13 protein-coding genes are annotated in these 14,684 nt (G+C 68.7%); 4 read left to right on the top strand and 9 right to left on the bottom strand.

Annotation, left to right across the window (positions count from 1 at the left end):
* Positions 1-58 precede the first annotated feature (58 nt).
* On the top strand, positions 59-3,556 hold the full coding sequence (locus tag ABD810_RS33365; protein WP_344950037.1) for a GH92 family glycosyl hydrolase: 3,498 nt from the start codon (positions 59-61) through the stop codon (positions 3,554-3,556).
* A gap of 378 nt (positions 3,557-3,934) precedes the next feature.
* On the opposite strand, the gene ABD810_RS33360 is transcribed toward ABD810_RS33365, so the two are convergent.
* From ABD810_RS33360 to ABD810_RS33350, 3 genes are all read right to left on the bottom strand, one after another.
* The gene (locus ABD810_RS33360; protein WP_344950034.1) at positions 3,935-4,138 is read right to left on the bottom strand and encodes a DUF397 domain-containing protein; all 204 of its coding nucleotides are present in this window, start codon (positions 4,136-4,138) and stop codon (positions 3,935-3,937) included.
* Entirely contained in the window at positions 4,128-4,499 is a 372-nt protein-coding gene (locus tag ABD810_RS33355; protein ID WP_344950031.1) for a DUF5753 domain-containing protein, read from the bottom strand. The genes ABD810_RS33360 and ABD810_RS33355 overlap by 11 nt, the downstream gene beginning before the upstream one ends.
* A 217-nt stretch (positions 4,500-4,716) precedes the next feature.
* On the bottom strand, positions 4,717-5,169 hold the full coding sequence (locus tag ABD810_RS33350) for a DUF1905 domain-containing protein (protein ID WP_344950028.1): 453 nt from the start codon (positions 5,167-5,169) through the stop codon (positions 4,717-4,719).
* Positions 5,170-5,461: 292 nt separating this feature from the next.
* Between ABD810_RS33350 and ABD810_RS33345 the strand changes: the two genes are divergently transcribed.
* A complete protein-coding gene (locus tag ABD810_RS33345; protein WP_344950026.1) occupies positions 5,462-5,659 on the top strand; it encodes a DUF3072 domain-containing protein in 198 nt (65 codons plus the stop codon).
* 39 nt (positions 5,660-5,698) lie between these two features.
* Here ABD810_RS33345 and ABD810_RS33340 read toward each other — a convergent pair whose 3' ends face one another.
* Complete coding sequence (locus ABD810_RS33340) at positions 5,699-6,244, bottom strand: hypothetical protein (protein WP_344950023.1); 546 nt, start codon at positions 6,242-6,244, stop codon at positions 5,699-5,701.
* 64 nt (positions 6,245-6,308) lie between these two features.
* On the opposite strand from ABD810_RS33340, the gene ABD810_RS33335 reads away from it, so the two are divergent.
* Positions 6,309-6,752 carry a MarR family transcriptional regulator gene (locus tag ABD810_RS33335; protein ID WP_344950020.1) on the top strand — a complete coding sequence of 148 codons (444 nt, stop codon included), beginning with the start codon at positions 6,309-6,311 and terminating at the stop codon, positions 6,750-6,752.
* A 38-nt stretch (positions 6,753-6,790) separates the two neighbouring features.
* Here the strand turns inward: ABD810_RS33335 and ABD810_RS33330 are convergent, their stop codons facing one another.
* The 3 genes from ABD810_RS33330 to ABD810_RS33320 form a co-directional block, all read right to left on the bottom strand.
* On the bottom strand, positions 6,791-7,456 hold the full coding sequence (locus ABD810_RS33330) for a TetR/AcrR family transcriptional regulator (RefSeq protein WP_344950019.1): 666 nt from the start codon (positions 7,454-7,456) through the stop codon (positions 6,791-6,793).
* Between the two features lie 78 nt (positions 7,457-7,534).
* Complete coding sequence (locus ABD810_RS33325) at positions 7,535-9,358, bottom strand: bifunctional sugar phosphate isomerase/epimerase/4-hydroxyphenylpyruvate dioxygenase family protein (RefSeq protein WP_344950018.1); 1,824 nt, start codon at positions 9,356-9,358, stop codon at positions 7,535-7,537.
* Between the two features lie 257 nt (positions 9,359-9,615).
* A complete protein-coding gene (locus ABD810_RS33320) occupies positions 9,616-10,470 on the bottom strand; it encodes a shikimate dehydrogenase (protein WP_344950016.1) in 855 nt (284 codons plus the stop codon).
* 701 nt (positions 10,471-11,171) lie between these two features.
* Here ABD810_RS33320 and ABD810_RS33315 point away from each other — a divergent pair.
* Positions 11,172-12,542 (top strand): MFS transporter, encoded by a 1,371-nt coding sequence (locus tag ABD810_RS33315; RefSeq protein WP_344950013.1) that lies wholly within the window; start codon positions 11,172-11,174, stop codon positions 12,540-12,542.
* A gap of 53 nt (positions 12,543-12,595) precedes the next feature.
* On the opposite strand, the gene ABD810_RS33310 is transcribed toward ABD810_RS33315, so the two are convergent.
* Complete coding sequence (locus ABD810_RS33310; RefSeq protein WP_344950010.1) at positions 12,596-13,519, bottom strand: carbohydrate kinase family protein; 924 nt, start codon at positions 13,517-13,519, stop codon at positions 12,596-12,598.
* On the bottom strand, positions 13,516-14,550 hold the full coding sequence (locus ABD810_RS33305; RefSeq protein WP_344950007.1) for a LacI family DNA-binding transcriptional regulator: 1,035 nt from the start codon (positions 14,548-14,550) through the stop codon (positions 13,516-13,518). The genes ABD810_RS33310 and ABD810_RS33305 overlap by 4 nt, the downstream gene beginning before the upstream one ends.
* Positions 14,551-14,684: the final 134 nt, after the last annotated feature.

Here is a 14,684-nt window from a genome sequence, read left to right as displayed (position 1 = left end):
CGCCTTGCTCGAGGGCCGATGACGGCGTTCACCCCCGTTTCCCGCGGTGTCCGTGCGGATGGCCGAGACGCCCGGCGAAGGGGTGATCCCCCGTCGCGGCGAGCGGGATCATCCGGCTGTCGTCCCTGGTAGGAGCCCTTCCTCTGCCCGTGTTCCCCGTCCTGTCGGATGCGGGAAAGCGGGCGAAGGGCTTCGTCGTCAGGCCGGAAGAAAGGCGTTCTCCTCCCGCACGCGTACGGGTGGCAACTTGTTACCGGAACTTTTGCAGGTTGACCGTTCATGGATTTCGCGTTGCTGTTTCAGTGACGTGATCTCACCTCATGGAGGATGCGCCTTGTCCATATGGTCGTTACCCATGGTCGCCGCCGTTCTGGCCGCGACGGCATTTCCGGCGGGCGCAGTGGTTCAGTCCGCCACAGAGAAGGATCCGGCCGCGTTGGTCAACACCTTCCTCGGAACCAAGGAGGGAGGCCCCGACTTCGGGCACGGCGGCGGATCGGGGATGAACTTCCCCGGCGCCGTCCTGCCGTTCGGGATGATGCAGTGGAGCCCCGACACGATGGCGAACGCGGGCGGTGGCTACAAGTGGGAGGACAACCGCCTGCGCGGGATCTCGATGACCCATATCTCCGGGCCGGGGTGCACGGGGGCGCAGGACTTTCCGATGATGCCGTTCTCCGGGAAGATCGGAAGATCACCCGCGACGCACGGCGACGACTACGTGCAGACGTTCAAGCATGAGAACGAGAAGGCGTCGCCGGGCTTCTACAGCACGACCCTCGACACCGGGGTCAAGGCCGAGCTGTCGGTGAGCATGCGGGCCGGCGTCGGCCGGTTCACGTTCCCGCAGGGCAAGCCCGGCACGCTGCTGCTGAACACGAGCGGATCCATCAACGGCGTCGACGACGGCGAGACCCGGATCAGCGGGAACCAGGTCGAGGGCTGGGTTCAGACCGGCGGGTTCTGCGGTCCGCCGCTGCGGTACAGGGTCTACTTCTCCGCCACCTTCGATCAGCCGATCACCGCGTACGGCACCTGGAAGGACGACGCCGTACAGCCGGGTGCGGTGAGCGTCAAGAACGCCTCCCGGGCGAAGGTGACGGACAGCGACACCGTGACGGCCCAGGATGTCTCCGTGAGCGGGCCGGGGTCCGGCGCGTACCTGGAGTTCGGGTCCGCCAAGCCGGTGCAGATGCGTGTGGGGCTGTCGTACGTGAGCGTCGACGGGGCCAGGAACAACCTCAGGACCGAGATCGGCACAGACGGCCTCGACCAGGTCGCGCAGAAGGCGCGGGCCACCTGGAACGAACGGCTGAGCAAGGTGCAGGTCGAAGGCGGAACGGAGGACCTGCGGCGGACGTTCTACAGCAACCTGTACCACACGCTGCTGCAGCCCTACGTCTTCGAGGACGTCGACGGCACCTACACCGGGTTCGACGGCAAGCCCTACAAGGTGGTCCCCGGACACCACCACTACGCGACGTTCTCCGGCTGGGACATCTACCGCAGCGAGGTGCAGTTGCTCGCCGTGCTCGCCCCCGACGTCGGGAGCGACATCGCCCGGTCGATGTACGCCAACGCGCAGGTGATCGGCAACGTCTGGGACCGGTGGTCGCACCAGACCGCGGTCACCGGCGTCATGGTCGGCGACCCCTTCCACTCGATCCTCGCCAGCATGTACGCCTTCGGAGCGCGTGACTTCGACGCGGCGTCGGCGCTGAAGGCCATGGCGGCCGCCGCCAGGCGCGTCGGGCCGATGGACATCGGCAGCCCGTTCGCCAAGTACGACGAGCGGCCGGGGAACGCCGCCTTCATGGCCAAGGGGTACGTCCCCTCGGATCCCTCCACGACCCTGGAGTACGCCATCGCGGACTTCGGGATCGCCCAGCTCGCCGCCCGTCTCGGGGACGCGACGACGTCGGCCGAGTTCATGAAGCGGGCACAGGCCTGGCAGAGCACCTACAACCCGGCCAACTCCTGGATCCAGCCGCGCCTGGCCGACGGGTCGTTCACCTCGCCCTTCGACCCCGCGAGCGCGGACTCCTACATCGAGGGCAACGGCGCGCAGTACCACTGGCTGGTGCCGCACAACCCGCGCGGGCTGTTCGACGCGATGGGCGGGAACGCCCAGGCGACCGCGCGGCTGGACGGGTACTTCAAGAAGCTCAACGCCGGTCCGAACGAGGCCTACGCCTACATGGGCAACGAGCCCGCCCTGCCCGCGCCGTGGCTGTACGCGTGGGGCGGTCAGGCGTACAAGACCCAGGATCTGGTGCGCCGGGTGCAGCAGGAGCTGTTCAAGTCCGGGCCCGACGGGCTGGCCGGCAACGACGACCTCGGGGCGATGGGCTCCTGGTACGTATGGTCGGCGATGGGGCTCTTCCCGGCGATCCCCGGCCGGGCGGAACTGCTGGTGAACACCCCGCTGTTCGACAAGATCACCATTGACCGCGCCCAGGGCGACATCGAGATCTACGCCCCGGGCTCGTCCAGCCGTTACATCCAGACGCTCAAGGTGGGAGGGGTGAAGACCACCAAGGCGTGGCTGCCGGAGACGTTCGCCACGCGGGGCGGCCGCCTGGACTTCACGCTCGGGTCGTCGCCGAACACCACCTTCGGCAGCGCCGAGGCGGACGCGCCGCCGGCGTTCAACCAGGGCGCCAAGCCATATCTGATCGGGCTGAACCCGGGCACCGGCCCGGTCGCGCCGGGGACGACCTTCTCGGCCGAGCTCGCGATCCGGTCCCTGAGTGGCGCGGGCACCCTGAAGTGGGAGGCCAGGCCTCCGGCGGGGATCACCGTCTCCCCGGCGAGCGGGACGCTGTCCGTGCCGGCCGCGGGCAAGGCCACCCAGAAGGTGACGATCTCGGTGGGCAGCGCCGTGGCGCTCGGCTACTTCACCGTGCCCTTCTCCGCGACCGACCTGACGGGCTCGGTATCGACGAACCTGACGGCCGCCGTACGGCTCAACGTGGCCAAGCGCGGGACGCTCGAATGGAACCACAACAACGCCGGCATCGGCGACGACGGCGTGCCGGGCCTGGCCAACATCGACGGCCCCGGCTTCAGCTACTCCGCGCAGGCGCTGGCGGCCGCCGGGTTCACGCCCGGTGCCAAGTTCGCCTGGAAGGGGTTCCAGTTCACCTGGCCGAACCGCAAGCCCGGCGAATGGGACAACCTGCGGACCGGGACCCAGCCGATCGAGGTGGCCGCACCCGACGGGACGACCCGGATCGCGTTCCTCGGCATGGGCGCCAACGCCGCGCCGGAGGTGGACGTGGCGATCACCTACACCGATGGCTCGACGAGCACGGCCAAGCTGGGGTTCAGCGAGTGGATGCTGGACTTCTGGGGCAGCCCGCCGAGATACGGCAACGAGATCGTGGCAACGACGCCCTACCGCCTCTTCGGAGGCTCGTGGGAACGGCAGCCCATCAACACCCACCTCTTCGCGGCCCAGCCGATCCAGCTGGTCGCGGGCAAGAAGGTGAAGACCATCACGTTCTCACCCGTGGTGGGCGGCTCGCTGCACATCTTCTCGTGGGCCTTCTCCTGACCCACGGCTGACCGGCGACCCCGCGGAGGCCGCACACTTCGCGGGGTCGTCCGCGTCCGCCGCAGCGGCGGACGCGGACGCCCAGCGTCGCGGGAGGCCGGAATTGGCCCAGCTCCCTGACCGGACGCGGTCGGTCCTCGCCTTCGGCTCGGGCAGTGTTTCCCAGGGGGGCCTGACGGCCCCCCTTCGACCCCCCAATCGAGGGGCAAGCCCCTCGAGCTCCCCGCTACGCCCATGGCGGGAGGAGAGTGGGCGGGCCATATGTACAGGCAGTGCTAGGTCGGTCTTCGCGCAGCCGAACAGATATAAGAGCCCCCGCCATAGCGAGGGCTCTCAGGCTTGGTCAGGTAGGTGGAGGGACGAACTGACTCGTAGGCGTCAGGGGCCCAGTGTGTCGCGCTTGATGCCGTCCAGGAATGCTGCCCACTCGATGGGAGTGGATCTCAGGACCGGGCCGGCTGGGTTCTTGCTGTCTCTGACTCTGATGATGCCGGGCAAGTTCGACGTGATCTCGACGCAGGTTCCCTGATCGGTGCTGAAGCTGCTCTTTTGCCAATGCCCGCCCTGAAGATCATCTGCCAACTTGGATCACCGCTTCCTCAATAAGTTGGAGTGACTGTTTGAACGGTACGGCGTCGGCCCTTATCGCGTCATACCGGTGGATCAGTTCGGCGATCAAGCGGCGATCGTCAAAGGTGCGCCCGAAGGGCTGGGCCTCCGCGAAGGCGGCATACGCGGCCCCGTTCCGTTCGGCGATGATGAAGCCGCCCGCTAGGCCGCAGTGTGGGCGAGCGGCGTAGGGCACGAGCTGGATCGTGACCTGAGGGTGCCGGGCGACCTCGAGCAGGTGCCCCAGCTGTTCCCGCATGATGTCCGTGCTTCCGATCGGGTGGCGGATCACGGACTCATCAATGATCACCGTGATGGACGGAAGCGGCGACAAGGTCAATGCCCCTGGAAAGAGCTAAGGGCTTCCCCTTTCCTTGGTCGTCGCTCCAGCTCAACCTGGGGACGGATAGGCTTCGCCTTGGTGGTTGTCCATTTTGGGGTGGGCGGCGATTGGGTGCCCTGATCAAATGGGTGCCGGGTGGGTCTTCATAGCCGTATGGAGTTCTCGGCCTTTGTCCTTCATGCGGAGGCCGGCCGGTTCCATTGGTCGGTCAGTGCTTCGGTGGGAGCTGCTTGAGCTCCCTCACGGCTTTGGTGATGCGGCGCTGACGCGTCTCGTCCGTCTTGGCGCCCTCGATCGAGAGCACGTACCGCCGCTTGTTGCTGTACGACAGCCCCTCGAAGTTGCGCCGGGCGTCCGCGTCGGCGTCCAGGACCTCGGCGAAGTCGGGCGGCACGGTCACCTCGCGTGGTTCGGTGTCGAGTTCCACCTCGACGTCCACCTCGTCACCGGCGGCGACACCGGCGCTCGTACGGACCTCGGCGCTGACGGGCAGCATGAACTCGCCACCCATGGGGGCCACGGTGCTCCGGTAGGTGTGACCTCCAAGCGTGACCACGACCGCCGGCCGCTTGCTGGATCCGAGGGCCGCGACGACGTCGGCCGGGACGGGTATGCCCGTCGCGGTCTTACCGCCGAGCCTGATCGTGGCGCGAAACTTCATGAGATCTCATGTCCATTCGGGATTCGTGAACGGCCTCGGTGTACGAGCCGCCGTTCTGACTTCTCTGGTTCTCCGCCGTGAGTGCCGCCTGTCTCGCGTACCGGCCCGCCTCAGGGCAGTCTTCCCTGCTTCTACCTGTGCATCGACCGGGGAACGTCCGGATCGACAGGCCGCAGGAAAATCCTGCGGCCATCTGCCCGCGCGGCCAGGGGAGGTCCGTGAGGCCGGAGCGCCAGGTCGGTTAGGGCCGTGATTGGGGGGTAGGCGAACGGTAGTTCGAGAAGGAGGAGACATGGATCGCGGACCTATAGAGAAGGACCCGGAGCAGTGGGCGACGGGGGACGAGCCGATGACCGCGCCCCAGGAGTCCTACCTGCACACACTCGCCCGAGAAGCCGGTGAGGACGTCCCCGAGAACCTCAGCAAGGCCGACGCCTCCAAGCTGATCGACGAGCTTCAGAGCCGCAGTGAACGCCTGAACCAGGATTGAGTATTCCGGGGTGCCGGGGGGCGCGGGTGGCCACGGGGTCTAGGCGTCCCCCGGCATGGCCGCCTGGGGGGTCTCGGAGACGATCATCTGACGTGCCACCGCGGTCATCCAGATCATCGTGAAGGCGATCACCGTCGGGTTCTTGACGGCGACCAGGGTAGCGGTGACCCATTCGCGCACGTCTCCGGTGACCCACTGCTCGATGGCCATGGTGGGCAGGACGTCGCAGACGACGAACGCCGCGCCGAGGACCAGGAACTGGACGGCGAAGTCCGAGCGCCGGTGGTCGATGAACCGGCCGAGGCGCTCCCATCGGGTCTCCCGTGTGAGCCGGCCCACTTCGGGGTCGCCGCCGAATGCCAGCTTCACGATCACGTAGAGCAGCAGGAGCCTGCTGGCCGCGGTGACGATCTCGGCGGTGACGTTCACCGAGGTGGGGAGGTCCTGCCCCCACCGGACGGCGACGAAGCGCTGGACCGTCGGGACCGTCGACAGCCCGAAGACGATGACGAAACGCCGCAGGTAGAAGCGCGCACCCCAACGCGCTGCGTCGCGGCTCAGCCGTAACCCGGATCGTATGCTCATGCCGGTATACTACTTCAATCGATTGAAATGTTCACCATGATGAACCAATTGGAGGAGGAGTGCCGTGGACGGTGCCGAGTTGGGCTGGGAGTTCAGCACCGCGGTGGTGCTCTTTCACGAGGCGATCGCCCGGCGGCTCGGGCTGAACGCCGTCGACCACAAGGCCCTTGGGCTGATCACCAGGAACGGCCCGCTGCCCGCCGGAGCGCTCGCGACCGAGCTCGGGATCGGTGCCAGCGCGATCACGGCCCTGGTCGACCGGCTGGAGCGGGCGGGTTACGTGCGGCGCACTCACGACCCGGACGACCGCCGGCGGGTGCTGATCTCCGCCGACACCGGGCGTGTGCCCGATCTGGGCGGCATCTTCGCCGATCTGGGCCACGAGATGGCCGCCTTCATGGGGAAATACGACCAGCGCGAGCTTGCCGTGATCGTCGACTACATCACCAACACCATCGCGGTCCTCAAGGCCCAGACCGCGCGTCTGGCGTCTGCCGAAGACCACTGATCGGCATCGCCGCTCTGGTCGCAGAGCGACCTGGGCCCTCAGGCGGGATCGCCCGCGCCCGTCAGGTAGGCGACGACCATTTCGCCGATCATCTTGCGGTGGCGGGCGCGGTGTTCGGGGGCGGTGAGGTCGCGGCCGAACAGAGCGCCGAAGGTGTGCTGGTTGGAGACGCGGAAGAAGCAGAACGAGCTGATCATCATGTGCACGTCGATGGCGTCGGCCTCGGCGACGAAGTCACCGCCCGCCCGGCCCGCGTCGAGGATGCGGGAGATGATGTCCAGCACCGGGGCGCCGAGCTTGGCCAGCGCCTCCGACTTGCGGATGTGCTCGGCCCGGTGGATGTTCTCGATGCTCACGAGCCTGATGAACTCGGGGTGGGCGTCGTGGTGGTCGAAGGTCAGCTCCGCGAGCGTGCGGATCGCCTCGATGGGGGCCAGGTGCTCCACGTCGAGGGTGCGTTCGACGGCCCGCACCTCAGCGTAGGCCTTCTCCAGGACCGTGACGTAGAGCTGCTCCTTGCCGCCGAAGTAGTAGTAGATCATGCGCTTGGTCGTGCGCATGAGCGCGGCGATCTCGTCGACCCTCGCACCGGCGTACCCGTGCCGGGCGAACTCCCGCATGGCGACCTCGAGGATCTCCGCCCTGGTGCGATCGGCGTCACGCCGACGGTCCCCGGTCGCAGGGGTGGCGGGCTGCGAGGTCATGTGGCTCCACGAGGATGGCGATCCGGATCAGGATTCATCCTATTCGTGCGAGAGCGGCTTCCCCCGCAGCGGATTTCCTCATCGGACCGGTACGCCGGGCTCCGCCGGAGGGCGGGCGTGCTGGGCGGCCAGGCGGATGGGGGCGTTCTGCGCCCCGTACCCCCGGTATCCGCCGATGCGCTGGACGACCTCGAAGAAGATCCGCCCGATGGTGACCGTGTAGAGGTGCAGGAACTCGCCGTGCTCGTCCCGGTCGTAGAGCAGCCCGAGCTCGCGGAGCGTACGGTGACGCTCGGGCCCCAGGTCGTGCCTGGCCTCGAGGTCGTCGTAGTAGTTGTCCGGAATGGCCAGCACGACCGGACCCGCGTCCCGGAGCCGGCGGGCCGTGGCGATGATGTCCCGGCTGGCCAGGGCCACGTGCTGCCGGGGGATGTCCGGATGGCTGGGATGCGAGCTGACATAGGCGACGTTGAGGGCGATGCGCACCGCACCGGTGGGGTCCGACACCGCCCGGCTGCGGAGCAGGCCGTAGGGATCGGCGAGTTCCAGGCTCTCGCGCGGCCGCAGGCCGAGGACGCTGCGGTAGAACAGCGAGGCCTCGTCGAAGTGGTGCCACGGCTGGGTGAGTGCCACGTGGTCGATGTGGGTGATCTCGCCAGGGGCCGGCTCGGCGGGATCGAAGTCGTCCCGCCAGCTCGGGTGGTCGGGCTGTGCCGTACGGCAGAAGAAGAGCTGGGTGCCGTCGGGGGCGGCGACCGCGTCCAGCGGGGCGTCGCGTGGCCCGCGGTCACGGGGCAGCACCGGCGAGAGGAGTGACTCGGCGCGCTTGACCGAACCGGCCGGGTCGGGGGTCTCCAGCCCGATCGCGGAGAGGGTGGGGTCGTCGCCCTCGGTGTTCAGCAGGATCCTGGCCCGGCCCTGCTCCCAGAGCTCGACGGGCTTGCCGGTGTGCACCCCCGTACGGGTGAATCCGAGCTGTCCGAGCAGCTCGCCCAGCCGCGCGTCACCGGAAGTGGCCAGTTCGGCGAAGGCGAATCCGGTGGGGACCACCGGCTGGGGCGGCACGCCGAGCCGGGTGGCCTCCGGCAGGCGTGCCGCGACGGACTCCTCCAGAGCGATCAGGGACCGCATGGCGTCGACGGCGGTACGGCTACCCGAGGCCTGCCGGAAGACGTCGTTGAACACCTCCAGCGACAGGGGTCCGGAGTACCCGGCCCTGAGCACGTGGGTCATGAATCCGGCCAGGTCGAAGTCGCCTTGGCCGGGGAAGCAGCGGTAGTGGCGGCTCCACTGCAGCACGTCCATCGCAAGGAGCGGGGCGTCGGCGAGCTGGAGGTAGAAGATCTTCTCGGCGGGGATGGCCTCGATGCCTCCTGGATCGGATCCTCGTGACAGGACGTGGAAGCTGTCCAGGCAGGTCCCGAGCTGTGGGTGGTCGGCCATGCGGACGATGCGCCAGGCGTGCAGGTACTCGTTGACATGCCGGCCCCAGGCCAGCGCCTCGTAGGCGATGCGGATGCCATGGCCGGCCGCCCGTTCGGCGAGCATGTGGAGCTGTTCGGCGGCCAGGGCGTCGTCGTCGGCGGCGTCCGGCGAGACGCTGGAGCAGACGAGCATCTGGGTGGCGCCGAGCCGTTGCATCACCTGGAACTTGTGCTCGGCCCGGCGCAGGTTGCGTGCCAGCAGACCGGCGGAGACCGCCTCGAAGTCGCGGAACGGCTGGTAGAGATCGATGCTCAGCCCGAGGTCCGCGGCGCGTTCGCGCACCTGCTCCGGGCGCAGGGGAGTGGAGAGCAGGTCGTTCTCGAAGATCTCGACACCGTCGAACCCGGCGGCGGCGACGGCGGCCAGCTTCTCGGTCAGCGAGCCGCTGAGCGACACCGTCGCGATGGACTTGCGCATCCTGGGCCTCCCTTTCAGGCGGTGGTAAGGGGGTCGGCGGGTGGGTTCCAGGCGGTGGTAAGGGGGGCCAGCGGTGACGAGGCCGGTTCCAGGCGGTGGTCAGGCGGTGATCGGATTCAGGTTTCTGGTGGTGGTCGGATGATGGTCGGGTGGTGATCGGATTCAGGTTTCTGGTGGTGGTCGGATGGTGGTCGGGTGGTGATCGGATTCAGGTTTCTGGTGGTGGTCAGGTGTGATCGGGTCTGGTCTCGGGTGGTTCAGGCCGTGATGAGGTCGGTGAGGTGGGAGAGCATCCGCTGGGGGTCGGGTTCCCGGCCGGTGAAGAGGTGGAAGGCGTGGGCGGCCTGGAAGACCACCATCCCGCCGCCGTCCAGCGTCCGGCAGCCCAGGGCGCGGGCCTCCCGGAGCAGTTCGGTCTCCAGCGGCCGGTACACCACGTCGGCGACCCACAGCTCGGGCCGGAGCAGCGCGGCGGGCAGTGGCAGCCCGGGATGCGCGGCCATTCCCGTCGGGGTCGCGTGGACCAGGCCGTCCGCCTGGGGGAGCAGGTCCGGCAGCTCATCGGGGGTCGCGGCGCCGGCGCGTCCGGCACCGAACCGGCGTACCAGCTCGGCGGCCAGCGCCACGGCCCGTGCCGGTTCGGCGTCGACGAGCGTGACGCGGTCGGCGCCGAGGGTCAGCAGCGCGTGGGCGACCGCGGCTCCGGCGCCGCCCGCTCCGAGCTGGACGACGCGGTGTGTCGGCGCGTCCGGCAGGCCCCGGGCGAACGACTGGGCGAAGCCCGTCCAGTCGGTGTTGTGCCCGATCGCGCGGTCCCCGTCGAAGACCACGGTGTTCACGGCTCCGAGCATCTCGGCGTCCGGCGAGAGCTCGTCCAGGTGCTCGATGACCGTCTGCTTGCACGGGTGGGTGATGTTGAGCCCGGTGAAACCGAGCCGCTGTGCCGCCCGGACCAGGCCGCCCGCCGCCTCCGCGCCCAGGCCGAGCCGGGCGATGTCGATGACGCGGTAGAGCAGGCGCAGGCCGTGGTGGTCCGCCTCACGTTCGTGCAGGGCGGGGCTGAGGGAGGGTCCCACGCCGGATCCGATGAGCCCGACGAGGTAGGAGGTCATGCGTGCCTCTCTTCCAGTACGTGGGCAGGGGGCATCACCGCGGTGCCGCGTACGGACGCGCCGGATCCGCTGCTGACGCGGTCAATGTACGAACTAGTACGTTACTTTTATAACCCTCCAGAGCCGTCCTGTGAAGGGCGCCACGTCCGATTCATCCAGCACGACCGCATCCAGGGCATCCCGCCGGGCCCGGCCGCCAAGTCCGATTCCGTCCGTGCGACACCCGGCCGCCATTTCCGATCGGTCCGTGCGAGACCCGGCCGCCATTTCCGAGCGCGACCCGGCCGCCATTTCCGATCGGTCCGTGCGAGACCCGGCCGTCACTTCCGTGCGAGACCCGGCCGTCACTTCCGTGCGCGACCCGGCCGTCACTTCCGATTCGGTCCGTGCGCGACCCGGCCGCCAGGTCCGGCTCATCCGGCGCACCCAACCGCCGGGGCCGGTTCGGGGGCGCCTCTTGACATGTGACCCCCGTCACCGCAGCATTACGTAACCGGCAGGCAATTAACTATCTAGTTCGTAACTAAAGGGCAACAACGGTCTGGTAAGGCGGGCTCGCTCAAGCCGTGGTCCAACGCGTCTCCCGCAGGACGACGCCGCACCCACATCCTCGAGCGACGCGCGCGAAGCCGGACCAGGCCGCCGCCAGGAACGCCGATCGCCCCCCAGGACCACGCGTCGGAGCCTCAGAGGAGCATCTCGTGACCGATCATCCACTCGCCCCCTCGGCGGGCCCGCCAGCTCCGCAGGGCAAGCCCCGGAAGGCGGCGCTCGCCGCCTGGATCGGGAGCGCGCTGGAGTACTACGACTTCTTCATCTACGGCAGTGCCGCGGCTCTGATCTTCTCCAAGGTCTTCTTCGACGCGTCCGACCCCGCGACCGCGACGCTGCAGTCGCTGGCCACCTTCGGCGTCGCGTACGCCGCTCGCCCCGTCGGCGCCATCATCCTCGGGCACGTCGGAGACAGGTTCGGCCGTAAGAAGATCATGGTCTTCACGCTGGTCCTGATGGGCGTGTCGACCTTCCTCATCGGCTGTCTGCCCACGCGCGACCAGATCGGCGGCCTGGCTCCCGTGCTGCTGGTCCTGATGCGGGTGCTCCAGGGCCTGTCGGCGGCCGGCGAGCAGGCCAGCGCCAACTCCATGACCCTGGAGCACGCCCCGCCGAACCGCCGGGGCTACTACACGAGCTTCACCCTCAACGGCACCCAGTTCGGCCAGATCCTCGCCACCTTCGTCTTCATCCCGGTCGCCGCCCTTCCCGAGGAGCAGCTGCTGACCTGGGGCTGGCGCGTCCCGTTCTGGCTCAGCGTGGCCGTGGCCGTGGCCGGTTACATCATCCGGCGCAACCTCGACGAGACCCCCGCGTTCGAGCAGGAGGTCGCGGCGGGAACCGTGCCCAAGATGCCGCTGGCCATCCTGTTCCGCGACCACTGGGCCAGCGTGCTGCGGGTGATCTGCGCGGCCCTCATCGCGACGGTCAGCACGATCTTCACCGTCTGGGCGCTGAACTACGCCACCAGTGACGACGTCGGGCTCGACAAGGCGACGATGCTGTGGGTCAGCATCTGCGCCAACATCGCGGGTCTGGTCGCGATCCCCCTGTGGGCGAACCTGTCGGATCGGATCGGACGCAAGCCGGTCTTCCTCATCGGCTCCATCGGCAGCCCGATCATGATCTTCTGCTACCTGGCCGCGATCAACTCCCACAGCTACCCGTTGATCTTCGCGACCGGCATCCTGACCTTCGGCGTGGTCTACAGCGCGGCCAACGGCATCTGGCCGTCGTTCTACGGCGAGATGTTCACCACCAAGGTGCGTCTCTCCGGCATGGCGATCGGCACCCAGATCGGCTTCGCGATCGCGGGCTTCGCCGTCGCCTCCGCCGCCGGAATCGCCTCCCCCGAGGGCTGGCTCGGCCTCCAGGGATGGGTCGGCGTCGCGATCTTCACCGCCATACTGTGCGGCATCAACGTGATCGCGGTGGCCACCGCCCGCGAGACCTACAAGGTCCCCACGGAGGAGCTCGGCCTCAAGAAGGACAGCACGACCGCCTCTCCGGTCACGGCCTGACCCCCTCCAGGTCGTCCGCGAGCCGGCGCCGGCGCCCCCGTGACCGGCATCCATCAGATGAGCTGATGGGCCCACGGGGGGTCGGCGCCGGGGACCTTGCACGTCTCGGCGGCGGCCCGCACGGCGAAGGCGATGGCCTCCTCGACATCCGCGCCGGTCAGGCCGTCCAGGCGCCCGCCCAGCCGCCCCCGGCGCCACAGCACGTGCAACAGCCCGGCGGTGAACGTGTCGCCCGCTCCCACGGTGTCGACGGCCTCGACCTCGACGGCCGGGACGGTGATGCGCCGGCCGTCGAGCGAGGCGTACACGTCCTTGGTCCCGCGGGTGACGACGACCAGGCGCACCCCGTGCTCGTGCCAGGCGTCGCACGCCTCGTCAGCCGAGAGTTCGAGGTGGGCCAGGTCCTCGTCGCTGAGCCGCAGGATGTCGGCGATGCGTGCCCACCGGGGGAGTGCCTCCCGGTAGGCGGCGAGGGGCACCAGGGCGGCGCGCACGTTCGGATCAATGGAGATCGTCGCCCGGTCGCGCATGGTCTCCAGCAGGCGTTCGATATGTGGTCCGCCGGGCGGGAGGATCAGCGCGAGGGAGCCGGCGTGCACGCAGAGGGCGTCGGACGGCGCCCGCTCGGCCAGCTCGCCGGCGGTCCAGAACCAGTCGGCGGTGCCCTCGGTGTAGAAGTCGTACGACGCCTGCCCCGCCTCGTTCACCGCCGTGATCGCCAGGGTGGTGCGCCGCTCCGCGGTGACGACGCCGCCGAGGTCGACTCCCGAGCCGGCCAGATGGTCGCGGATGAGCCGCCCGAGGGTGTCGTCCGACAGGCGGCCGAGAAACCGGGTGGGGGTGCCGAGGCGGCCGAGTGCCACGGCCGTGTTCACCGGGCCGCCTCCCGGACGGACCTGGAGATCCAGCATGCCCTCCCCGGGGATCACGAATGCGTCCGCGACGGCTTCCCCGATCACCGTGATGTGCTGGTTCATGGCGCTTGATCTTCTCCTAGGACCTCAGGGACATGGGTGTCAGTGGTGCAGCCGCAGGACTCGCGGCGCATGAACCGGGGCCGCAGCCGTACGGTCCGGGGCTTGCGATCGGGCTCGGCGATGCGTTCCAGCAGCATTCCCACCGCTCCCGCGCCGATCTCGGTGATCTGCTGGGCGACGGTGGTGAGCCGGGGACGGAAGATCGCGGCCCACTCGAAGTCGTCGAACGCCGCCAGCGCGAGGTCGTCCGGGACCCGGATCCCGAGCCGGCCGAGCGCGCGCATCACGCCGATGGTCATGTGGTTGTTGGCGACGACGAGCGCGGTGGGCGGGTCGGCCCGGTCGAACAGGGCGCGCACCGCCTCCTCCGCCTCGTCGGCGTTGGAGTTGCCGCTGATCACGAGCTTCTCGTCGAGGGGGAGGCCGAGGCGTTCGATGCCCTGGTGGTAACCCTCCACCCGTTCGATGGTGGTCCGCAGCCCGGAGTGGCCGGAGATCATGCCTATCCTCTGGTGCCCGTGCCAGGCGAGGTGGCCGACCAGCTCGGTGGTGGCCTCGACGTTCTCCGTGCCGATCTGGTCGAAGCGGGCGGACGCGCAGCGGTCGACCAGGACGGTAGGCACGCCCACCTCGTGCAGATAGCGCAGGGCCCGGCCGCGGGGCCCGGTGGCGGGCGCGAGCAGCACGCCGTCGACCCGTCGTTGGTGCAGCGCCGCGACCACCCGCAGCTCGTTGTCCGGGTCGTCGTGGGTGTCGGCGAGCAGCAGGGTGTAGCCGGCGCGGCTCACCGCGACCTCGATGGCCGAGACGATGTCGGCGAAGTAGAAGTTGGTGATGGCGGAGATGGCCAGCCCAACCGTCTTGGTGCTCCCGCTGACCAGCGACCTCGCGATGGTGTTGTGGGTGTAACCCGTGTCCTTGATCGCATCGAGGACACGTCGCCGCGTCTCCTCCTTGACCGCCCGTGTCTCGTTGATCACGTGTGACACGGTCGAGACCGATACCCCGGCATGCCGAGCGACGTCGGCCATTGTGATCATCTTTCCTCGCTATCGGATTGTAATAGCAAGCGTTAGCGCAAGCGCTTGCGCAAACGCTTGCGCCATCGCAAGATAACGCCAAGTGAAACCTGGCCGTAACCCCCCTCCGGCGTCTTAGCCGGAGA

Source organism: Sphaerisporangium flaviroseum (assembly GCF_039537005.1).
GTDB lineage: Bacteria > Actinomycetota > Actinomycetes > Streptosporangiales > Streptosporangiaceae > Sphaerisporangium > Sphaerisporangium flaviroseum.
Note: the sequence above shows the minus strand (reverse complement) of the source record. Positions and strands in the feature narration are given on the sequence as shown.